This is a genomic window from Stygiolobus sp. RP850M (assembly GCF_037389295.1).
Lineage (GTDB): Archaea > Thermoproteota > Thermoprotei_A > Sulfolobales > Sulfolobaceae > Stygiolobus.
Genome location: NZ_JBBHKU010000072.1, coordinates 124,817 through 147,652 on the forward strand (window position 1 = coordinate 124,817; position 22,836 = coordinate 147,652).

Here is a 22,836-nt window from a genome sequence, read left to right on the forward strand (position 1 = left end):
TGAACTGTTAAATGTTTGAACGTTACCTGTCTAAAGACACTGAGATGCTAAGGAGCTCCGAAATAAGAGATCTGCTTAAATTAACTGAAGGAAAAAGAGTCATCAGCTTAGCCGGTGGTTTACCAGACCCTTCTACCTTTCCCGCTGAAGAAATAGAAAAGATTACATCAGATATACTTAAGAAGAGTCCTGAGAGAGCACTACAGTATTCTACTACTTCCGGAATAGTTGATTTCAGAAAGGAATTAGTAAACCTATCTGCGAGAAGGGGGATTACTGGGATAAATGAGAACAATATATTTGTTACCGTAGGAAGTCAAGAAGCTTTATTTATGATCTTTAATTTACTCGTTGACCCAGGGGATACGGTAATCGTAGAAATGCCAACCTATTTAGCTGCACTAAATATTCTAAGGGCAAGGAAGCCCAATTTCATAGGAGTTAAGGTTACGGAGAAAGGTCCTGACATCGACGAACTGGAGAGGAAGGTTAAGGAGAGTATATCTAACGGAAAGAAGCCAAAGTTGATGTACGTAATTCCAACAGCCCAAAATCCTGCTGGAACTACGATGAGTTTAGAGGACAGAAAAAGGTTGTTAGAAATAGCTGAGAAATACGACTTCCTAGTAGTGGAAGATGATGCCTACGGATTCTTAGTCTTTGAAGGAGAAAGTCCTGCACCTATTAAAGCTTTAGACAAATCGGGTAGAGTTATTTACACTGGCACTTTCAGCAAAATCTTAGCACCGGGATTAAGGCTGGGATGGATAGTGGCGTCTGAAGAGTTTACTCATGAGTTGGAGTTATATAAGCAGAATGTGGATCTTCACACTCCTACTTTCACCCAAATGATAGCGATGGAAGCTATTAGGAGAGGAGTTATAGACAGACAAATACCCAAGATTAAGGAGACTTATCGTAAGAAAAGGGATGTAATGTTGAGTGCTATAGAAAAGTATTTCCCTAAGACAGCTAGATGGAGTAGACCGGTAGGAGGGATGTTCGTATTTACATGGCTTCCTGAGAAGGTAGACACGGTTAAAATGCTCGATGATGCTATGAAAAGAGGAGTTGCTTACGTACCTGGTTCTAGCTTTTATTATGACTATAGTGGAAGAAATACCATGAGACTAAACTTCAGCTATCCAAGCCCAGAAGAATTAGAACAAGGGATAAAGATCTTAGGACAAACTATTTCTTCTTATTTATGACATGAAAATTTTTTCTACGTCGAGTATAACCCCAGGTTTTGGTGTAGGTATCGAAGCCTCAAGAGAATCAGATGAAACTACTAACTCATTGAACAATTTATCACTTATCTCATCTTCGATATAGTCGAAGACCCCGTCCATTTTTATTGGTTCAATAAATTTCACATTTAGCCTTGTAGGTATTATCGATGGCCAACTGTTAAGGAATCTCGGAAGGGCTAAGATATCGCCTTCCTTAGAACCAAGTTGTAAAAGTATTCTTATCCAGCTCCTCATACTACCAGCGAATACTATATCCCAGTTACCACCATCTTTAACCTCCTCTACCCCGTATAGTCTGACTTTATATCCCTCGTCGTTATATAGATATATTCTATTTGCATAACCTACTAACGTTAATGCGGATATATATGAAACGAGACCACCACCTATTATTAACACGTTAAACCCTCTCACTATCTTTCTCAGTTGTAAACCAATACTCACAAATGGATATAGAATGTACTTAACGTCATAATCGTTCGGCAAGATTACTAAACTATCGCTGGGTACTACAGCGTTTTCAGCTAAGATTCCGTCTATTTCTGTTCCGATACCTCCATACTTTTTAGAGTAAGGGAGAACTATGGCTTTTTTACCCTCAATGTTTTTATCGACCTCAATCCCTGCATTTCTTACTTTAACTATGCCGGTACTACCCAGAATTCTCCTCGGTTCTACCCAAAGAAAGCCCGTGTATATAGCATTCTCTATGCCCGTTAGTAGCACTAGAGAAGGTGATACCATTACATAATCCTTATTTATAGGTCTTTCTACAACGTCTTTCACCGTAATACCTAAATCGAATACTATTGCCTTCATTCGTAACAAATAATGTATTTCACTTATTAAATTTTCGACTGATAATGGGTTTAAATGCGCATAATCCATAATCTCAGCAAAGAGGCTAGGACTAGGATTATTGAACTTCTACTACAGAAAAGAAGCAAAAGGGAGCTAGCTGAAGAACTGGGTTTATCTCCAGCAGCAATAACGAAGTTTTTGAACAATACGACCCACCCTAGCGATGAAACCATTGAGAAGGCTTTTAAGATAGCTACTGAACGAGAGAAGAGAGAGATTATAGATATTATTCTCGACGACTTATTGGAGAGTTTAGAGGAGTTTGTAGAGGAGACTAATGTAATGGGTAGAAAAATACTTAAGATCAAAAAGATCATAAACTCAGCTATGTTCTCTTAGGCTCGTATAGAGGGCATGTTATACAAATGTCGGAAAACTTCGCCACCACAACTTTTTTACTACCATTCTCTAGAACTACTATTGCATCTTGAGGAATCCCTAATTTTTCAGGTTCACTTATGCTCCATGCGTTACAAGTATCATTGAAAACATGTCTGCAAGTTTTCGCTTTCCATAGACCTTGAGACCGGGCTATATTTAACCAGCTAGTAATTGTAAAGAGTCTATCCAACTGTGACTTGACGTTACTAAACTCTTGACTAGTAGAATCGTTTAAGTTCTTTATTTTTTCCCTTAACTCCTTTATCTCCTCTTCAAGATCTGATGCAGAAATTAATACTACGTTATTTTTTAAAGTATCTTCATTTGTTATGCTCATGTTTAGATCCTCTACTTGATACCTTTTTAAGGGAAATTGCCAAATACAATTCCATGGTTAAGGAATTATACAAAGAGAGGGTCAAGGTTCTGACCGATATTTGGGGAAAAATACTGGAGAACACTAACGTTACAAGAGAACAAGTTCTCAAAATACTTGAAAAGTCTTATGAGGAAAAACACATAAAACCGATCAGAGGTTTCAAAGCCGATGAATTATACGAGAAAGAGCTAATCAGCCTTTACGTAGTGGGAAAGGACGGGTTGGGTTTACTTAATGAATATCGAGAATTATTCGATAGGGTCTTTCCCTCAGAAATAAAGTTCGATAATGCAGCACAGCTTATTATAGAGAATAAACCTTTAGAAGCCTACGAGATGCTGGATAAGGATAAATCAAGCCTTGCTAAAACCTTAAGGCTTATTTTTATAGAAGGTATATTCTCCTTCAAACCCGAGCAGGCACTATATGATGCATTACGTATTCTAAGCTCAGTTAACGTCGACGAAATCCAGCACACAGCGATCAGTTTTGCAAGATTTTATACGGCATTTAAGATAGCCGAGGGAATAGCAACTAGGAGCATTAGAGACAAGTTGAGTCTAGAAGCCCAAAAGAGGGCTATAGCTATAAACATAGGAATAAAGTATCCTCTTCCAAAGCCGGAATATATAGCTATGATAGCAGAGAAAGTGTTTACTGTTAGTCCTAAAACTATAAAGAAAATTATCGGCTCATGAAATGATTTTTAAATTTATAATTAGATTATAATTATTGATGCAAAATTTATCATCTACGCAAAGGGAGATACTTCTAGCTCTAGTAGACTTATACAATAAGAATAAGAGAATGATAAAAAGTAAGGAAGTAGCAGACGTTATAGGAAAGGATGAAGGGACCGTAAGAAACATAATTCTTAGCTTAAAAGTTCTCGGATTAATTGAATCGAAGCCCGGGCCTAATGGTGGATATGTACCAACACTCAAGGCTTATGAAACAATAAAGAACCCTATAATAACACCTATTCTGGATCAGTTAAGTCTATACAAAGATGGTTTCGAAACAGATATAAAGATAAGTAATATAGAGATTCTTGATATTACTAATCCTTCTGGGAATAAAGTTCTTTTAAGGGTTAGCGGTGAACTAAAGAAGATAAAGGTAGGTGATACAGTAAAAGTAGGCCCGGTACCATATAGCAGGCTCGTAATAGAGGGTGTTGTAATACATATTGATGATTCAAGGAAGGAATTGATCCTAGATGTTACAAGAATGATTAGTATTCCGAAGGTTCAAGTCAAGAATATAATTTCTAGAAAATTAATCGCTCTAAAACCTAGCATGACTCTCAAGGAGGCATCACAAATACTCTATAAGGAAGGAATAAGAGGGGCTCCGGTTTTAGATGAGAACGAAAAAACCTTAGGGATACTTACTACAGCAGACATAATAAAGGCGTTCTTTGAAGGAAACTATGAGGCGAAAGTTAGTGATTATATGAAGACTAACGTGATTAGTATAGGGGATGAGGACGACATAATGACAGCCATAAGAAAAATGCTAATATATAACGTGGGTAGGCTTCTAGTACTATCTAGAAATCAAAAGGTAGTAGGAATAGTAACTAGAACAGATATTCTTAAGACTATTGCTGGATTGGAAGAGTTAGTAAATGCATGAAAGAATTGCAATCGTTACAAGGAATAATAAGCTAATAGAGCTGAAGAATATAGCCGAAGGAGATGATAGGTTTCAAGTAGATCCTGAGGAGTTCTATAAATACACAAATGAGATAAAAGCAATAGTTCATACGCACAAAGACTCTTGTGAACCTTCCTTGTCTGACTTACAATACATGAGCTTATGGGAAGTGCCATGGATTATTTGTAGCAAAAAATGTGTAAAAGCATACTTATTCACTGCTCTCGGTATACTGGAGATTGACGTCAATTCCCTTATTCCTAAGGAACTCCACAACCTTCTCATGAAGCTTCTTCAATAATTCTCTCTTATCTTCTGCTAATACTACATCAGAGTACTCTTTCAGCAATATATTATGAGCGAATGGACTCGGAATATTGAACGGGCCTACTACTTTAACCATAATTTCACCACTTCTTACTTTGCTTACTATCTCTATCGCTCTTTTTATATCCATGTAATCCTCTAAAATTTCCCTTATGGTCTCCTTGAGGACAGGAAAATCTTCCAACTCTTTTACAACTCCAAGCAGAACCTCCGAGTTTAATTGCCTACGATCAATATTCGTCTCCCTACCTTTATAGCGCTTTAGTATCATAAACGATCTTTCAGCACAATGTCTAAACCTACGCTTCAGCATCTCAGTCCTCATTATTACTCTACTTAGTATATCATACATTTCATCAGGGTTAAGCCTAGCTAAGACTGAACCTATATCATAGTCAACTATGTTCGGTAGCGTAATTATAAATCCGTTATCTGTAACTGCTATTCTTAAGTCAGTTTTTAGGTCATTACTCATAACGTAAGCTACAGCTCTAGATAAAGCATCTAAGGTTCTCCTTCCATAGAGGGCATGAAAGATAAAGTTCCTTCTTCCCTCTTCATCATCATAAATTTCTATCACGATTAGCTTATCCGTCGGTACAACACCAGCGAACATATATTGCTCGTATATATACGTGTAAATAGACTTAGCTCCGGATTTCGATAACTCATATTCTTTTGCAATCTTTTCAATAACATCTCTCGCGTTAGTGCCATCAGAGATATACTCGGCAACCATACCTCTGAACTTTCCAATTTCAAGTGCCGAGTCGTAAGCCAATGGTAACATCTCCGAAAACCAACTAGGAACAGTAGGTCTTTGTCCCTCTGCATCCCTCACGATAATTACGTTATTCTCACTTCTAATAAATTCGTACGTCTTTCCGGCAAGGACGAATATATCTCCAGGGGTAAGAATTTCTACGAACTCTTCTTCGAGGTTTCCTACGTATTTTCCTTCCTCTGTCTTGACCGGAATCATAGCCTCATCGGGGATCGTACCGCTATTGAGGAAGAATATCATTCTAGCTCCGCTTTTAGGGTAAATTACATTATCTTTTAGCCTGATTTTCGCATAAACTCTTTTATCTTCCAGTTCGTAACCACCAGCTAAATAATTAACTACGCTCAAGAACTGCTTCTTTGAAAGGTTAGAATAGTTATAAGAGTTAGTGATGATCTCAAATAGTTTATCAATTGAAACTGGGGAAATTAAGGACGATGCTACTATTAATTGGGCTAAAACGTCTAAAGGTGAGGATGGTATGTGAATACTGTCTATTTTTCTCTGCCTTGCTAGTTGTGCCAAAATCGTGCATTCTACTAGATCATCCCTATCTACAACAACTATTCTTCCCCTGCTCACATTTCTGATATGATGACCCGCTCTCCCTATCCTTTGCAATAATCGGCTTACACTCTTAGGGCTGCTTAAGATTATGACTAGATCAATGTATCCGATATCTATACCGAGTTCTAGACTGGTGGAAGAAACTACGACTTTTAACTTTCCTTCTTTAAGCTTCTCCTCCACATCAAGCCTCACATCTCTACTCAAACTACTATGATGAGCAGCTACTAAGTCAGAGTCAAATATCTTCTCCTCCTCAAATAATTTTCTAAGCTTGTAAGAGACTCTTTCGGCAGCACTTCTAGTGTTTGTAAATACTAAAGTTGTCTTATATTTCTTAATTTCGGAGATCAAGAAATCATAAATCCCCTTACTAACCTCCTCTTCCGACGCGTGAACTAAGTCCCTTACTGGCGAAACAACTTTGATGTCTATTGGCTTAACAAATCTAGCATCGATTATTTCAAAGCTTCTGTTACGTCCTACCAGAAATTTTGCTACTTCTTCCAATGGAGATACAGTAGCACTTAATCCGATCCTAACTATCTCGTTTTTAGCTACCAAATTCTGATATAGTTCTATAAGTCCAGATAAATACGCTCCTCTTTTACTGTTAGCGAGCTCATGAATCTCGTCAATTATTACCCACCTTACATTAGCGAGTTTATCTCTGAATTTAGGGGAAACTAAAGATATCCCGAAAGATTCAGGGGTAGTTATCAGTATGTGGGGAGGGTCCTTAAGCATCTTTTGCTTTTGGTACGACGTAGTGTCGCTCGTTCTAATACTCACTTTTATCTTAGGTAAGTCTGGATATTGAGAGCTGAGTTCCGACAAAGGTTCAAGTAGGTTTCTCTGCATATCATTATTTAACGCTCTTAACGGGGAAATGTAAATGGCGTAAATCATATTCTCTAGATTACCTTCATAACCCATTTTGATCAAGGTATCTAAAATACCGAGAAAAGCTGCCAAGGTTTTTCCGCTACCAGTCGGACTAGAGACAAGCACATTTTTACCGGCTTTTATTAAGGGAATTGCTCCCCTCTGTGGTGGTGTAAAGGTCTTATACTTTTCCTTAAACCATTTTGCTACTTGAGGAGTAAGGAGTTTATATATCTCTTCATCAGAAATAAAGTTAAAAGCTTGAACTTCCATGTTAATGTTATTAAGTAACATCAGTTTAAAAGAGATTGTTGTATTATTTATTGTAACCAAACACCGTATATAAGTAACCTGAGGAGTAGTACAATAACCAAAGACCAGTAATGATATAAGAGTGAAGGAAGTATATTATCGAAGCTATAAAATACATCAGCCCAAAGACCGCAATTACGGCGTTTATTCTTCTAACCTTAGATTCGAAAGAAACTTTCACATTGCCTTTAGGGGTAACTACGTAAACTTTATCTTTAGATAGAATACCTTTGAAGAAGCTTATAGTAATGAAGGGAGATATTGCTACTGTAAGTGCAGAGAGGGCTCCAATAGCCATTAAACTATTCTTAAACCCCAACCCCAACCTTAATGCCAATATAAAGAGGGTTATCGCATACAGAACCAAAATTGCCATCCAGAGCAAGAACAGAGGAGTCCTCAAAATATCTCCGAACTCAAAAGGAGCGAGAACAGCGACCAGTGTCGCTAAAATGAAAGTAATTATTATTGGAGTATATTGTAAAAGGTGAAATACCATGTCCATCTTTTGAGATAAACTATAGGGTGAGCTTAAGATGTATTTTACCCTGTTTCTCAATACCTCACCTGTACCTAATGCCCATCTGGTTTGTTGGACGTAAAACCCGTATAAGTTATCAGGAACCTCTATATATATCGGCACTCCAGAAGAGCATACTCTTTTCCCTATGTATGCCATTCTAGCACCTATTTCAAGATCGTCTTGTATTAGACTGTAATCCCATCCGTGAAGTTTTTCTAACACTTCTCTTTTAAATATAGTTCCGCTCCCTACTGGGAATGGTCTTAAACCTATGCTCTCTTTACCTCTGAACAAAGCTCTGCTTGCTAATACTGTTGTAGCGACTAATCCTTTAGCTAAGTTAGAATACATATTATTTGTATATCCATTCCATTCAAAAACGACAGCATCGCAATCACTCTCAATCATTTTAGCATAAGCCTTAATTAAGGCGTCACGAGGAAGTCTTGAGTCTACGTCTATGGTCAGAATTAGGTTTCCTCTCGCCATTTCAAACCCATAAGATAGTGCACCGCTCTTGAAACCCAGTCTTTTTTCCCTCCTGAACAACCTAACGTTAAGGTATTTAGGGATTTTTAAGGTGCCCTTAAGGGTAGAAAAGTATTGTTCATCATCATCTGAAACTATGATTACCTCAAGCTTTTGCTTGTCCCATATTAATGTATTTATGTTATCTATTAACCCTTGAATCACGTCTAATGACTCGCCTTTAGTAGGGACGATTATAGAAAGGAAGGGTAAATTTGTCTCTTTTAAATCTGGACTTAAAACGAGAACTTTTTTAGAGCGATAATAAAGTATTAGTTGATACAATACGAAGAGCGAAGGATAGAGGAACAATAAGAGTTGTAATACTAGTATTAGCATTTTAGAGATAGTTCTTCTCTCGGTATAAAAAATTTATAGACATGCCTAGTGGATTTAGGAGGGAACCTAAGGCCCATAGATGCTAACTTAATAACGGTCTCTTTATCTATAGGTGGTAATGCAATCCCATCAGGTTCAGTTACTTTAACGGCTTTTAGTCCTAACTTTTCAAATTTTTGCTTTAAGTGTTCAGTTTTCCAATAAAGGCGAAATATACTCTCATCACATATAATCCTAATACCTTTTATTGTTGCACAATATCTTTTTCTCTGGTCGTAAGAAACGAGTAGATAGGAGTTAACGAAAAGATTAAACGTGTTTTTATTCTCTATTCTAAGGTACCAGTTTTCTATTTTTATATCTTCGCTACGATAATCTACAAGAACTACTGGTATTTTATCTAAGCCTAGTATAACAGCCGCTTGATGCCTATGATGCCCGTCTAATATCGTAAGAGAGCTTCTATCTACTACTATAGGAACAATTTTACAAAATCTCTTTAACATATTTATATTCTCAACGACTATACTTTCTATTACATCCTCATGTGGCTTTAGGTCTAGAGGGTTTAGCCATCCCAGTGTAAAACTCACAACAATTTTTCAATACACATGAGTTGCATAAAGGTTTTCTTGCTTTGCAAGTCCTTCTACCGTGGTGAATTAATAAATGATGTAAATTAAGAAGATCCTCTGATTCTAAGAAACCTAAGAAGTAATTCGATATATCTTTATAACTTGGTGACTTGCCTAAAATTCCCAACCTGGTAATCACTCTTTTTATATGAGTATCAACCGGGAACGCTTTGCACTTAAGACATGTAACCAGTACAACATCTGCAGTCTTATAGCCAATTCCCTCTATACTAAGTAAAAAGTTTCTAAAAGTATCACAGTCCTTAAACTCGAGTTTATACTCTAGAAATGCCTTAGCTGCGTTTCTTATATATCTTGCCTTAGAGTTAGAAAGACCGCATATTCTTATAGCACTTATTATATCTTCCGTCTTTGCGTTTAGCAATAATTTCGGCTCTATACCTATTTTTTCTTCTAAGTTTTTGTACGCAATCATAGCTGACTTATCAGTAGAGTTCTGAGACAGAATTGTAGCTATTAGAGTTTTAAAAATATCACCAGATCTTTTACAAACGTAGTAAGCTGTGAATTCTTCCTCGTTCAACTCCTTATATGCTTTTCTAAGTAGTTCATAAATTTGAGAAACCGTACACATCCTAATAGGACTTATTTTACTCTACATTAATAAATTATGTAAAAAAGATTAGAAGTTAAGGTAAAATTAAGTAAAGTAGTAATAATTCCCGTTAGCTAGTAGCACTATAGTAGTGTCTTTAGAGACTACTGTGTTCACATGATAACCGCTCGCATCTAATATGTTATATATTGATACGATTTGTAGTGGTTTCACCAAGAAATTGTTAATATTGTATGTTGCATTACATATAATTATCTTGCTTATTGTAATATTATACTGACCGTAATTATAAACGAAAATCCCAGACAAATTATTTGAGACTCTGATCAAAGTTATCTGAGTATCTATGGCGTTTTGTAGAGCATTATACGACGAGCTAACTTGACTCTGCGTATTGTTATAAAGATTACTAAAATATACAAACAGAGGGACTGCTAGAGAGATGGTGATTAATGTAACTATTAGAGAAGAAAAAATAGAGGATATCGCCTTCATATATATCACGTAGTTTCAGATGCCAGAACATTTAGTGCTACACTAAATTGTTTCCCTACACCAGTAGTTCCGTATATTATTACGGTGTAGTATTGCCCAGCATTGTATACTCCTTTAAGAAGGTAGACGTGCTGGTAAGTCTGCCCTGGCAATATGCTGGTAAGATTGAAGTTAGACACCGGTTGACCGTTAACATATACTGAAGTTATATTTACGTTAACATTACCGTCATTAACCAATGTTAATTGTAAATAGGCTTGAGATGTAGACGGATTTACTATTATTTGTGCTTGGGCGTTCACATTAACGTTTTGGGTTAAATTACCGAACATGCCTTGACTATATGCATACAGTAGAGCACCTAATGCCATAGTTATAGCAAGTACTATTACTGTACCTAATATGGATGAAATACCTTTTTTACTTCTATGTTGCATCTTTTAATCCCTCATAAAATATCTATCTTTAAATACCATGAGGGAAAGCCGAAAGTATTGTTGCTATTACTAGCGGAGCAATAACTGCCGGTAAGTAAAATGTAACAAATCTAGAGATTTTTGAGAATATTAGACCGATAGCAAAACTATAGGAGAATACCACTAGATCTTGTGATTCCACGTTCTTACTGTTACTAAATACATTCCCTAGCATGAAGAATGTCAGCCACAACATAATAGGTGTTAAGAATAACATAACATCAAATAGCCTTAATTGTCTCAGCATACTATTTCTCATTATAATTATATCGTTAACCAAATCCGAAAGTTCTTCTAGACCTACACTGGTCAAACCAGATTTACTCAATATCTTCAACGTATTCATCACGTTATTAAACAGCTTAGATGACGTATTCACTTCAGGAATCTCGTTATCTATAGAAACCTTTCTAATTATATCCTCAAGAATTTTATAACCGAGGCCTTTTTTAGCTCTTACCTTGGTCAACGAAGTAACAACACTGTAACCGATTTTCATGAAATCCGAAACTTGATTTAAAATATCTGGTAGTTGAGAGAGTAGGTAGTTTGCAACAAGGATTTGCCGATAAATGTATAACAGAGGAATCGACAAGATAGTTATAATTGCAACGAATTTTATAATCAAATTCAAAGGCGTTAAAGTAATTAAAATCAGGGCTGGCAGAGGCAAAATATATTTATAGCTAGCCTTAATTTGATAGTCTCCTACAGGCTGTATTGCTGATGTGAGAAATATGAACGCAGGTGTAAATATCAATGGGAATAGTAATTGTAAGATATTTACCTTGAAAGTGAATTGAAAGCCTACTAGAACAATTGGCAGTAATAAATAAACTGCAAATATCATTTCAGAGAGCTCCGCCGATCTCTCTACATAATTCTTGTACTCTTCTCTATATGACTGCAAAATTTCTCTCATAGACTCCCTCATTCTGTCCTTTATAGATATACCGAGGTCAGCTGCAATTAGAAACTTAGAATATATTTTTCCTAGTAAATCATCTTTGTGTAAAATAGCTCTCCTCTCAACCGCCTTGTAACTTGACTCATTTAACACTTCTTTACTCTTTTTAATCATCTGGTACTCTACCGAGGGAACCTTTAGGCCCCTTACATTTAGTAATTCTTCGATAGTCTGAAGGACATTTTTATCAATTAATGAATTTACATATGCAATTATAGATATAAGAGGAGCCTCTTGGTTTACTTCCTTTTTATACTCCTCCTTTTTAGACCAGCTGTACAGTAAGGGATAGAAGTAGACAACTAAAAATACACCGATTTCACTAAACACTACTAATCTTACTGTAAGAAACGACACGATAGTTATTGCCACTAAGAGAATAGGTAAAATTCTTATCAATTTCTTATATTCTAAACACACTTGCTCGAAGTCTCCTCCAACATACTCTAAGTCTTTCTTAATTCTCTCCTCGAATATTTCACATGCTAGCCATCTCAACCTTACCACCCGTATCATAGAATTCCAAAACCTTTTGACTAACTTCTTCAAAGCCTATGACTTTAGAGTTCTGTAAATCTTGTAAAAACTTTACACGTCTATTCAATTCACTTTGCAGATCCACGTTATAAGTTTCCTTTAGTTTTCTCAATAAAGAAGATTTCTTAATTAGCTCTTCTACAGTAGTAGGAGTAAACCTTGTTTTCATATAAGACCATTCTATCACCCTCTTAAATCCAACTTTTGACTTAGAAGTAACTACTTCGTAGATAGAGAGCACTGATCTTCTACTATTACCTCCCTCTTTTACATTTCCGACTACTACAAAAGCCCACACTGTCTGAAGAAACAGCTTGGCTAGGTCATTTGACAACAAGTCCGTGATTCTCGTTACTGCATCGGTAGGTCTAGAGCCGTGAAATGTAGTGATAGAACCGTGACCAGACGCTGATGCATGGACTAACGCCTCAATTTCTTTACCTCTAACCTCTCCAATAACCAAGTAATCAGGTCTATATCTCAGCGATAACTTTGCTAAATCCATCATAGTAATATCGAAATTACCGGAGAGTGTAGCCCTTGAGACAAATCTCACCCAATTTTGATTCTTAATGTTTATTTCCGGAGTATCTTCAATAGTGAGAATCTTATAATTTGGATTAATTAAATTCAATAAGGCGTTTAGTAGCGTGGTCTTACCAGATCCAGTAGCTCCAAGGATAATGATAAAGGGTTTATACTCTATGAGTAACCATAAATACGAAGCCGTTAGTTCGTTAATCATTCCAGACTTTATGATCTCTACTATGCTTAGCGGTTTTAGAGGGAACTTTCTAATATCAAAAGTTGAGCCAGGTAGTGAAATCTCCTTTGAAATTGTTGCAGCTACTCTATGTCCCTCTGGAAGGGAAAATTCTAGGAAGGGTTTAGCTATATTTATGCTCTTGTTAGCCTTATTTGTCAACCTTTCTATAGTTTTTATTGCCTCTTCCTCAGTTTGAATATGTATATTAGTATATAGCCGAATACACTCTGAATGATCTCTATGAATTACTGTTAATGGGTATAAATATCCCTTGTATTCGATTTCCTCTACCTTAGGGTCAAGCATTAAAATAGTAAGTTCTCCGTAAAGCAAGGATTTCTTTATGTGGTAAAGAACCTTTTCAATTGATTCGTCAGGAAACTTAAAGCTTTGTAATCTTTTTACTATCTCTTCTTCAATATTATCCACTTTAGTGTAGTATAATTCTGAAAGAATCTTGTCCTTAGCCTTCTCTTCAAAAGATGATAATTTAGGCTCTTCTACAATGTATAAACATTGACTCGACTTCTTTACAATGTTTACCTTCACGGGACCTACATAATATTCTTCGAGAACTTGTTCGCTCATATAACAAAAAAAACTTAAAAATGGCCTCAGAGTACTCCGAAAGTTTCGATCTCTTCTTTTAACATTAGAGATTCTTTAACTGCTTTGAACAAAACTTTCTTAAATAAATCAAGCAGCTTATACTCCTCATTCCATTGTATTCCTCCCAAATTAACTAGAAGAGACACCATATCATATGTAGGTTCTAACTTAAACGTTAATTTTTCGGAGTCTGTTACAGTAATTTGTGTACCATACATACCGACTACTACGACGTTATTCAAGTTTTTCCTCAGATAAATGCAAAGGTTCTCTCCCACTATCTCGGCACTTTCAACCTTAACTGGGTTCTCGAACCCATATATAATGTATTTTCTCTTTATATTAGATTTCTTTATTTCTATTTCCTTCCTGCCTTTTGTAACTTGTACGTTATTTCCCTCAATATTTACGAATTCTCCTGCTTTTCCAATTACTAACACATTGTAAAAGTCTGGGTGTTCCTCCCTTTTCTCCCAGATAAAATCTCCATTCACTATTTTCTCAACTCTTATCTTTTTAGAATCTTCTATGTATGTAGAAACGGTTCTTATTCCCTTTTTTTCTACAAACTTCGGCTTCACCGTAAATTCATAAACTTCTTCAACTTTAATTCCCCTATGAATTCTTACCTGCACTACTTCTTCAGAGTCACCTATTTTGTAAAATGGTAGTTCAAAATTTATTTCTCCCGTTAGTTCAGTAAGCTCGTAACTTATCTCTTTATTTCTGACCCTTATACTTACCATCTTACGTAAATTAGTTGGAATATCAAACACTAATGTACCCTTTAATACTGCATTGCTCGATTCATCTTTAACGTACTTCCCATTATGTAGTGCGACATTTAATTTCACATCCTTAATACTAAGCTTTAGTTTCTCGCTTCGTAGCTTAATAGGATACTCATACTCATAGATCTCATTTACTACCTTGATTATCTCTTCAACTTGACTACCATCCATAAGATAGGGTTCTACGTGGATTACCAGTTTATTATTCTCATAATTTCTTCTTGTCTCTACAACTTTTTGACCTAAGATAACCTCACCTTTTATCACGTCCCTTATTTCAATTTTATAGCCTATTGTATCCCTTTGAACGGTTATAAGGCCTTCATCTTCATTAGGAGATACTATATATATTCTATTAGTTCTTGATAAAGCTACTATCTTATAATCTATTGATTTTAAAGCTCTTATATTCTTAAGTGAATATATTTTCTTTAAATCATATGAATACACGTTAGTAATATCATTCGTTAATACTACTAAGTATCTATTAACATCAGAAGATTGGAGGTTATTGTATATCTGCCCTAAGTAAGACCATCCACCCTTGTAAAAATACTTTACTTTTCCCTCACATGATATAAATATACCACTATAGGACTCACCTAGAAAATGAACGTCTGAAGAACATACACCTAGTAAGTCATAATCAAGAGAATCAGAGATTATTCTGCCGTTTAAAGTTTGATAAATGTCTCCAATCGAAGTACTTGCTAAGAAGACTGCTGGCTTTTTATATTTCTTTATACTTCCATCTCTTCCTATTGTCAATGAGAAATCACTATAAACGACTGATACATAATCATTAAATATTCTGTAATGAATGGGTTTATCCAGCTCTACCTCCTTGCCTTCAGGAGTTATAATTTTTATGATGTCATTTGTAAAGACTTTAAAACCGTATTTAGAAAAATAGGAAGTATATTTTTCTCCATTAAATACTATCCCTCTTAAACCTTTATATACTGGCATTATCTCTTCATTCATATAAACAACGTCTAAAGGTAATTTCGAGTCATATTCCTTAATAATTTCCCTTCTATTCCCGTCTAATTTTATCACCTTATTATCTTTCCATAAAATCCAGTCTCCTTTTTCTATAAAGGTAGGATATATCTCGATATAAGGAGACTTGACTGCATCTGAGTGTAGGACTATTTTATCTTCATGTCTGGACATCCATACGTTGATATCCGAAGGTAATGTTAACGATATTGACTGCTCCACTATAGGTATCATAATACACAAGTAAGGTTAAAGTAGGATGAGAGATAGTCGAAAATACTTGAGAAAGAACGGTTATCGTAATATTAGGAATTATATTAGCTTACACTTTAATGATTGAAAAGCTAAGAGATCTTATGAAGGAGATAAGCTTACTTGTAGGACTATTGGTGGTTAGTTTATTCTTTTATGCTTGGGGATTTTCATATCCTATAGAGGGCATATTCGCACCGTATGCCTTACTAAAAATGGTTAAAATCTCCAGAAAGTTTAGACTAAACGGTAAGAAACATTAGAGCATAAATTTTTCTCTCTACACAATTTAAAGAAACACTCGATTGCACTTCTACCTTTTAATCCTAATTCCTTTGAAAAGATGCTCACTTCATTTTTCTCAACCATTTTGGAAGCTGATTCTCTTATCAAAACTTTTAATTGTAGAATTATTTGTTCATCGAGTCTCTTAGTTGCTAAAACTTTCAGAATCAATGGAGAATTTTGACAGACATTATTCCAAAGATTTAATAAATCTACATCTCCTGCATCGTAAGTTACTTTAGCGTCGTAATCACCGCTTATAACTGGAGTTATTCCACTATTATAGAGCATTTTGACTAGATAGAACTCTGTTGAGTTACTCCCAGGTACTAAAACTCTTTTTGCAGTGCTTGATAATAGTTGAAGCCTCAATCCGGTTGATACATAACTTCCATTACTCAATATACTAAAATTCTGTGCGAAATTTAAAATTGGGAGTGGGATATATACTAAGTCTACCTTATCTAGATAGAATTTTAATTCGTCTTCCCTATCTACTTTAATCAACTCAAATGTAAAACCTCTGGTATCAATGTCGTTTTTTAACAGAGGAATTAGGGGCTTTAACTCCGCTTCTCTCGCGTAAGCTATTTTGACTATCACAACAATACTATAACTACTTTTTATTTTAATTATTTGAGTTTATCATTAATGATGAAAACAACCATTGTTGGTGCGGGGTATGCGGGTTTAAACACATATTATACTCTTGGAAGAGAAGCAGAAATTATAAGCGATAGAGATTATTTTATCTTCTACACTGCTTATTTAAGAAATCTACTAAATTTGGAAAAAAACAGATATACCTCGAACCTCCGTTTCGTTAGAAAAACTACCATTAAGGACTTTGACCTTAAAGGAAAATGGATTAAGACTAAAGAAGGAACGGAAATAAACGCAGAAAATTTAGTATTAGCTGTAGGTTGTGATAGAAACGAACAGATAAACTTTATAAGAAAATTACTCGAGAAGGAGAAAATCTCTTTGAGCATCGAGAATGAAGAAGAATACTTGGCAATACAATTAGCCTTCTATTTAAGAAAAATAGGCAAAGACGTGAGCTATTGCGGAAATATGCTTTCTAGCCTTGGAGAAAAAGTAAGTAACGCAATAATAGAGAGTATGAATAATAAAAAAATCAAGATCATGGAGAATTGTGAAGATATACTACCACCTTGTAAACCACCACATCCCTTTGAGTTCTTTCCTGTAAATGAGTTTCTGCAATATAAAGGTGTTTATATAATAGGGGATCTAATCAAAGGTTTTCCTAAGGTAGGAGAACTTGCAATGAGAACCGGTATATATGTAGGAAAAAGGATTAGGAAAAACTTAAACTTGCCTTTCAAACCAGTCTTTATTAACATAATTGATTCTGGCGATTACGCAATCCATATTAGGAGTGACAAACTATGGGGCGGTAATTATGAAAGTGTAAAAAAGTCGAGATTAAGGGCGTTCATGAAAAGGTTTATTGAAAAATATTATGTCTATAGAAAGGGGAAAATGGGCATACTTTATTATCTGTAAGTGAAGTATCCAGGGACCTATGGGGGGTTCAGGGGGTCGTATAGTTGACCTTCATCTATAGGTCCCTGGATACCCTAAACTAATATATAGTAGATGGGGTATAATTAGTTTTCCTCTTATAATGCTTAATAACCCTAATATATTCCCATATCTTTATAAAACTATATAGTAATCCGTACTAAATATATATCGTATATCCGCTAAAAATCTTAATTATACCTGATTTACGATTAGAGAATATTATTTAACGTTTAAATCTCAGTGTGTCAATTATGGTAAAAGAGGTTTGAAAATGTGATAACGAAGTTTTTCAAAAAGAGAGACGATGATAATAAGATGAACATTACAGATGAGTTCGGAGAATGGCTAATCATACGTAAAAACGCTTATGCATTAACTGTGAAAAAAGCCGTAGATAAGACCTTTAAAAAATTAAAGATTAAAAACGGTAATTTTAACTTTATTTCAATTTCAGAAGACGAGAAAATAAAGGGACTAATAGGAATAAAAGGAATGGTATATTTTACTGAACAAATTAGAGACGCTGATTTTTACAAGGCATTCAAAGATGTTTCTGATGAATACTTTACTTTAGGTGAGATGAGGTTAAGTAGACTTAGAGTTTGTAATCTGACTTTTCTATTCTTTAGCATAAACATGCTAGTGAGAAAAACAGAGGAAGAGAATGATAATGTAAAATTGCTTTTCCCACCTAAAGGGGTTTACGCTGACGAAATCCCTTATGTTATGAAGGATTTATTTCTGAAAATAGTTGAGCGAAATTCAAATACTGTGTGTAACTCCATTTCATATAATCTAAACAACGGTACTTTTGAAGGAGTGTTTTCTTGTAGGCTTGTGCATGGAATTGATTTACACTCACTATATGACTCTTTCTCTTACTTCGGTATTGAAGCACCTAAAATTTCTCTTAAAGCGTCGAATAATATCGTTGAAATTTCCATATCATTACAGAAATTTAAAACTAAATACTTGATTCCATTATTATGGGGAAATATAATAGCTTCTAATATTGTATGCTAAAATCATATTAACTAGATAGTATTAATATTAATCGAGATTTATGATTAAAGTATCGGATCTAAGCATACCCACACTAGATGATGTAAATGCATTTAACAAGAAAATTCTATTACGAATTGATATAAACTCACCAATAGATAAAAAAACTGGTAAGTTATTAGACGACTCGCGTATAAAAGCTCATGCTTATACTGTGAAAAATTTACTAGAAAGAGATAATGCGATAGTTATATTATCCCATCAAGGTAGGCCCGGTGACGATGACTTTATATCACTACAACAACATGCGGAATTACTATCTAAATATATTGGTACTAACGTTGAGTTCATAGAAGACATCATAGGACCGTATGCGATAGAGAAGGTCAAGAAGATAGAAAAAGGACAGATTTATTTACTAGAAAATGTAAGATTAGTCTCTGAGGAACTAATCGAAGCTCCTCCTGCACAACATGCCAAAACATTCTTGGTTAGAAAATTATCACCTCTATTTGATATTTATGTAAATGACGCATTTGCTGCAGCTCACAGAAGCCAACCAAGTCTAGTAGGATTCCCAATAGTTTTGCCATCAGCTGCGGGCAAAGTAATGGAAAAAGAAGTTTCAGCATTAGCTAAGATATTTAACCCTGAAGACTCACCAAAAATATTCGTCCTAGGAGGAGGAAAAGTCAGTGACACACTAAAAATAATTGAACATTTAGCAAAGAACAGAGTTGCTGATAGAATTCTAACAGGTGGGTTGGTAGCTGAATTATTCGCTGCAGCTAAAGGAATAAACCTTGGAAAAGCTAACATGCAAGTGCTAGAAAGTAAAGGATTGTTGAGCCTAATTCCAAGGGCTAGAAAACTGCTTCTCAGCGGAGCCCCAATAGAAATACCTGTTGACTTCGTTACAGAGAAACAAAATGGCGAGACCTCTGAGGAACCTGCTAATAACATAAACGGAACTATTAAAGATATAGGCTCAACTACTATAGAAATTTATTCATCCTTTATTAAGGAGGCAAAAGTAATCACCATGAGGGGACCAATGGGAATCATAGAGGATGAGAGATTTAGGAACGGAACTAAAAGCCTTTTAAAGTCAGCATTTGAAAGCCCCGGTTTTGTAATAATAGGGGGAGGTCATATGATAAGCATGGTGGAAAAAGGAATAGAAATTAATGAGAATAAAGTTCATATATCCACTGGTGGAGGAGCATTACTTTTATTTCTAGCTGGAGACAAATTACCGGCATTAGAAGCACTTCACCTCTCATGGGTGTCTAAAGGTGGCAAGAGTTAAAGTAGCTGTTAATGGTTACGGAACAATTGGAAAAAGAGTAGCAGATGCAATAAAATTACAACCAGATATGGAACTAGTGGGAGTAGCGAAAACCTCACCCAACTATGAAGCATTTACCGCCGTGAAGAAAGGTTACAAGCTTTATGTACCAAAAGAAAATGCAGCCAAATTTGAGAAAGCAGGGATACAAGTTAATGGATACATAGAAGACATGATTAATGAAGCCGACATAATAGTAGATACAACTCCTAATGGAATTGGAGCAAGTTACAAACCATTGTACCAGAAGTTCGGGAAGAAAGCTATATTCCAAGGAGGAGAAAAAGCGGATGTTGCAGAAGTCTCTTTTTCAGCCTTATGTAACTATAACGAGGCTATTAACAAGAACTACATTAGAGTTGTATCTTGTAACACAACCGGAATATTAAGAACTTTATGCACTATTAACAGTAAGGTAAGTAGAATAGAAAAAGTAAGAGTAACTGTGGTAAGAAGGGCATCTGACCCAAAAGAGATAAAGAAAGGTCCAATTAACTCAATAGTACCAGATCCAGCCTCAGTTCCTAGCCACCATGCAAAAGATGTTTTAACCGTGATGAAGGGGATAGACATAATATCTATGGCAGTAGTAGCTCCTACAACACTAATGCATATGCACTTGATGAACATAACAATGAAGGAACCCGTTAGAAGAGAAGACGTGATTTCTGCATTGAAGGACACTGAAAGAATAGTTCTCATAAATTCCTCTAGAACTGGTATAGGTTCTACTGCTGAAATCATAGAAGTATCTAGGGATATAGGCAGATACAGAAACGACATACCCGAGGTCGTAGTATTTGAGGACTCAATCTACTCTCAAAATAATGAACTGTTCCTAATGTACGGAGTTCATCAAGAATCAATAGTAGTGCCTGAAAATATTGACGCTATTAGAGCTGCGATGAATCTTGCTAATAAGAACGAGTCAATTAAAATAACTAACGATACATTAGGATTAATGAAAGGTTATCTAATATGACAGAACCAACATACACTGTAAGTTTTTGGTTGAGAAAAATAGCTGTATTAGTAGATGGATCAGAAAATAGCTTTAGGGCATTAGAATTAGCATTAGATTTTGCTATGAGATACGGTTCACAGATAACAGTTATTCATGCTTGTGACACTTGTAATGAGACAGAAATTAGTGAGAAAATTAAGAGAAGAGTTAATGACAGGGCAGAGTATGAGTTAAAGATTCTTAAATATTCAAGTAAAGAAAGTAGCACAGCAAACGAAATATTAAAGTATTTAAGTGAAAACACATACGACGCGGTAATCATGGGAGCTAGAGGGTTATCAATAAACAGCGAGTTAAATATAGGTTCTGTAGCTATGTCCGTAGCCCTTAACGCTACCACTACAGTTATTCTAGTTAGATAAAATTAGTTTAAATAATTTTAAAAAAAAAAAGAAATAAAGAAAGGAAAAAATTAGATTAACAGAGGAATAGCTTTACCATTTGAGAATTGTCCTAAATCTAAATCAAATGTGTACTTAACGGTAAGGAATCTCTTTCTGAACTCTATCACCTTTTTCTTTACTTCTGAGACATCCTTTTTGTCTATTGCTACCTCTCTCATAAACTTGGCAATTTCAGCCATATCTTCTTCCTTAACACCGTACCTAGTCATTTCTTGTACTCCTAGCCTAATACCACTTGGATCCTTTACAGCACTAGGTGGGTCGTAAGGCAATAAGTTTTTGTTAGTAATTATGTTTGCATCTTCAAACATTTTTGCAACCTTAGCTCCTCCTCCCAGATTCCTTACGTCTATCGCAACTTGATGACTTTTCGTATACCCTAAATGCTCTCCAACAACCTTAAATCCTTCAGCTGCCAATGCCTCAGCAAACGCTTTAGCATTTCTCACAATTTGCTTTGCATAATCCTCTCCGAAATATTTCATTTCAAGTGCGGTAACCGCTACACTAGGTAGTCTATGCAAATGATGGTTACTTACAAACCATGGAAATATCGTATCACTTACTTTTTTGTATAGCTCATCGTCATTGATAAATATTGCGCCACCTTGGGGACCTGGAAAAGTCTTATGTGTCGATGAAGTCATGATGTCTGCTCCTTCTAATAGCGGATTATGCCATGCTTTTCCAGTGATTAAACCGTAAACGTGAGCAGCATCGTAAATAAGCCTGGAATTTACAGCATGAACATGAGGTGCTAGTTCTTTAGAAGGATGTGGGAATAAGTATAAGCTACCACCCAACACTACAAATTTAGGTTTAACTTGCTCGATCATTTTAATTGCCTTATCAACATCTACATTCATATTCTCAGGATCGTAAGGTAGTTCTATTTGCTCTATGCCTAGAGCGCCTAGTGTACCAAATCTAGTATGACTTACATGCGCACCAGCCTGAACTGGAGCTATAAGAGCTTTATCTCCAGGATTAGCCAAGACCTTGAATACTTCCGCATTAGCTAAGGTACCGCTTATTGGCCTTAAATCACAGTGAACAGAATTAGTTATTTCATTCATTAATTTCATAGCTAGAGTTTCTATTTCATCTACGTATTTAGTACCTTGGTAGAACCTCTTATATGGCTTACCTTCAGCATATCTTGACATAAAATCGCTCATATAAACCGTTTCAGCTAAAGGGCTCATCACGTTTTCTGATGGAATTAAGTTTAACGTTTCTAGTCTTCGCCACCTATTCTGTTCTCTGGTTATTTCTATGATTTTTTGAAGTTCTTCGGGAACTTGAGGCATTAGGTAA

General features: G+C 35.5%; 23 protein-coding genes. 10 read left to right on the top strand and 13 right to left on the bottom strand.

Going from position 1 to position 22,836, the window contains the following annotated elements; translation table 11 throughout:
* Nucleotides 1-11 precede the first annotated feature (11 nt).
* A complete protein-coding gene (locus WIW52_RS10680) occupies nt 12-1,211 on the top strand; it encodes an aminotransferase-like domain-containing protein (RefSeq protein ID WP_337710386.1) in 1,200 nt (399 codons plus the stop codon).
* On the opposite strand, the gene WIW52_RS10685 is transcribed toward WIW52_RS10680, so the two are convergent.
* A complete protein-coding gene (locus WIW52_RS10685; protein ID WP_337710387.1) occupies nt 1,206-2,072 on the bottom strand; it encodes a zinc-binding alcohol dehydrogenase family protein in 867 nt (288 codons plus the stop codon). The genes WIW52_RS10680 and WIW52_RS10685 overlap by 6 nt on opposite strands.
* A 54-nt stretch (nt 2,073-2,126) precedes the next feature.
* Here WIW52_RS10685 and WIW52_RS10690 point away from each other — a divergent pair, with 54 nt between their 5' ends.
* A complete protein-coding gene (locus WIW52_RS10690; protein WP_337710388.1) occupies nt 2,127-2,453 on the top strand; it encodes a helix-turn-helix domain-containing protein in 327 nt (108 codons plus the stop codon).
* Here the strand turns inward: WIW52_RS10690 and WIW52_RS10695 are convergent.
* Nucleotides 2,440-2,832, bottom strand: coding sequence for a hypothetical protein (locus tag WIW52_RS10695; protein ID WP_337710390.1), 393 nt, complete (start codon nt 2,830-2,832; stop codon nt 2,440-2,442). The genes WIW52_RS10690 and WIW52_RS10695 overlap by 14 nt on opposite strands.
* 53 nt (nt 2,833-2,885) lie before the next feature.
* Between WIW52_RS10695 and WIW52_RS10700 the strand changes: the two genes are divergently transcribed.
* Genes WIW52_RS10700 through WIW52_RS10710 form a run of 3 tightly spaced genes read left to right on the top strand, consistent with a single transcriptional unit; the run spans nt 2,886 to nt 4,834 of the window.
* Nucleotides 2,886-3,572, top strand: coding sequence for a DUF2192 domain-containing protein (locus WIW52_RS10700; protein ID WP_337701390.1), 687 nt, complete (start codon nt 2,886-2,888; stop codon nt 3,570-3,572).
* 37 nt (nt 3,573-3,609) lie between these two features.
* Nucleotides 3,610-4,512 carry a CBS domain-containing protein gene (locus WIW52_RS10705; RefSeq protein WP_337701388.1) on the top strand — a complete coding sequence of 301 codons (903 nt, stop codon included), beginning with the start codon at nt 3,610-3,612 and terminating at the stop codon, nt 4,510-4,512.
* Entirely contained in the window at nt 4,505-4,834 is a 330-nt protein-coding gene (locus tag WIW52_RS10710; protein ID WP_337701386.1) for a hypothetical protein, read from the top strand. The genes WIW52_RS10705 and WIW52_RS10710 overlap by 8 nt, the downstream gene beginning before the upstream one ends.
* Here WIW52_RS10710 and WIW52_RS10715 read toward each other — a convergent pair.
* From WIW52_RS10715 to WIW52_RS10760, 10 genes are all read right to left on the bottom strand, one after another.
* The gene (locus WIW52_RS10715) at nt 4,745-7,369 is read right to left on the bottom strand and encodes an ATP-dependent helicase (protein WP_337710392.1); all 2,625 of its coding nucleotides are present in this window, start codon (nt 7,367-7,369) and stop codon (nt 4,745-4,747) included. The genes WIW52_RS10710 and WIW52_RS10715 overlap by 90 nt on opposite strands.
* 43 nt (nt 7,370-7,412) lie before the next feature.
* Nucleotides 7,413-8,798 (bottom strand): glycosyltransferase, encoded by a 1,386-nt coding sequence (locus WIW52_RS10720; RefSeq protein WP_337710394.1) that lies wholly within the window; start codon nt 8,796-8,798, stop codon nt 7,413-7,415.
* On the bottom strand, nt 8,792-9,391 hold the full coding sequence (locus WIW52_RS10725) for a ParB N-terminal domain-containing protein (RefSeq protein ID WP_337710396.1): 600 nt from the start codon (nt 9,389-9,391) through the stop codon (nt 8,792-8,794). Before WIW52_RS10725 ends, WIW52_RS10720 begins: the two co-directional genes overlap by 7 nt.
* Nucleotides 9,342-10,028 (bottom strand): endonuclease III domain-containing protein, encoded by a 687-nt coding sequence (locus WIW52_RS10730; RefSeq protein WP_337710398.1) that lies wholly within the window; start codon nt 10,026-10,028, stop codon nt 9,342-9,344. The genes WIW52_RS10725 and WIW52_RS10730 overlap by 50 nt, the downstream gene beginning before the upstream one ends.
* Nucleotides 10,029-10,094: 66 nt before the next feature.
* Nucleotides 10,095-10,505 carry a pilin subunit UpsB gene (gene upsB, locus WIW52_RS10735; RefSeq protein WP_337710399.1) on the bottom strand — a complete coding sequence of 137 codons (411 nt, stop codon included), beginning with the start codon at nt 10,503-10,505 and terminating at the stop codon, nt 10,095-10,097.
* Nucleotides 10,506-10,510: 5 nt separating this feature from the next.
* Nucleotides 10,511-10,942 carry a pilin subunit UpsA gene (gene upsA / locus WIW52_RS10740; RefSeq protein ID WP_337710401.1) on the bottom strand — a complete coding sequence of 144 codons (432 nt, stop codon included), beginning with the start codon at nt 10,940-10,942 and terminating at the stop codon, nt 10,511-10,513.
* A 28-nt stretch (nt 10,943-10,970) separates the two neighbouring features.
* Entirely contained in the window at nt 10,971-12,446 is a 1,476-nt protein-coding gene (upsF, locus tag WIW52_RS10745) for a membrane pilin protein UpsF (RefSeq protein WP_337710403.1), read from the bottom strand.
* Nucleotides 12,427-13,839, bottom strand: coding sequence for a type II/IV secretion system ATPase subunit (locus WIW52_RS10750; RefSeq protein WP_337710405.1), 1,413 nt, complete (start codon nt 13,837-13,839; stop codon nt 12,427-12,429). The genes upsF and WIW52_RS10750 overlap by 20 nt, the downstream gene beginning before the upstream one ends.
* 26 nt (nt 13,840-13,865) lie before the next feature.
* Nucleotides 13,866-15,887 (bottom strand): protein UpsX, encoded by a 2,022-nt coding sequence (gene upsX, locus WIW52_RS10755; protein ID WP_337710407.1) that lies wholly within the window; start codon nt 15,885-15,887, stop codon nt 13,866-13,868.
* 255 nt (nt 15,888-16,142) lie between these two features.
* Nucleotides 16,143-16,793 (bottom strand): hypothetical protein, encoded by a 651-nt coding sequence (locus WIW52_RS10760; protein WP_337710408.1) that lies wholly within the window; start codon nt 16,791-16,793, stop codon nt 16,143-16,145.
* A gap of 48 nt (nt 16,794-16,841) precedes the next feature.
* On the opposite strand from WIW52_RS10760, the gene WIW52_RS10765 reads away from it, so the two are divergent.
* The 5 genes from WIW52_RS10765 to WIW52_RS10785 all read left to right on the top strand — a co-directional run bounded on the left by WIW52_RS10765 (nt 16,842) and on the right by WIW52_RS10785 (nt 21,477).
* Nucleotides 16,842-17,720, top strand: a complete 879-nt coding sequence (locus tag WIW52_RS10765; RefSeq protein ID WP_337710409.1) for a pyridine nucleotide-disulfide oxidoreductase — start codon at nt 16,842-16,844, stop codon at nt 17,718-17,720.
* A gap of 294 nt (nt 17,721-18,014) precedes the next feature.
* Nucleotides 18,015-18,764: a hypothetical protein gene (locus tag WIW52_RS10770; protein WP_337710410.1), complete on the top strand. Its 750-nt coding sequence runs from the start codon at nt 18,015-18,017 to the stop codon at nt 18,762-18,764.
* Nucleotides 18,765-18,804: 40 nt separating this feature from the next.
* Nucleotides 18,805-20,052, top strand: coding sequence for a phosphoglycerate kinase (locus WIW52_RS10775; RefSeq protein ID WP_337710412.1), 1,248 nt, complete (start codon nt 18,805-18,807; stop codon nt 20,050-20,052).
* Nucleotides 20,039-21,073 (top strand): phosphorylating glyceraldehyde-3-phosphate dehydrogenase, encoded by a 1,035-nt coding sequence (locus tag WIW52_RS10780; protein ID WP_337710414.1) that lies wholly within the window; start codon nt 20,039-20,041, stop codon nt 21,071-21,073. The genes WIW52_RS10775 and WIW52_RS10780 overlap by 14 nt, the downstream gene beginning before the upstream one ends.
* Nucleotides 21,070-21,477, top strand: coding sequence for a universal stress protein (locus WIW52_RS10785; protein ID WP_337701360.1), 408 nt, complete (start codon nt 21,070-21,072; stop codon nt 21,475-21,477). Before WIW52_RS10780 ends, WIW52_RS10785 begins: the two co-directional genes overlap by 4 nt.
* Nucleotides 21,478-21,527: 50 nt before the next feature.
* Here WIW52_RS10785 and glyA read toward each other — a convergent pair whose 3' ends face one another.
* A complete protein-coding gene (glyA, locus tag WIW52_RS10790; RefSeq protein WP_337701358.1) occupies nt 21,528-22,829 on the bottom strand; it encodes a serine hydroxymethyltransferase in 1,302 nt (433 codons plus the stop codon).
* Nucleotides 22,830-22,836: the final 7 nt, after the last annotated feature.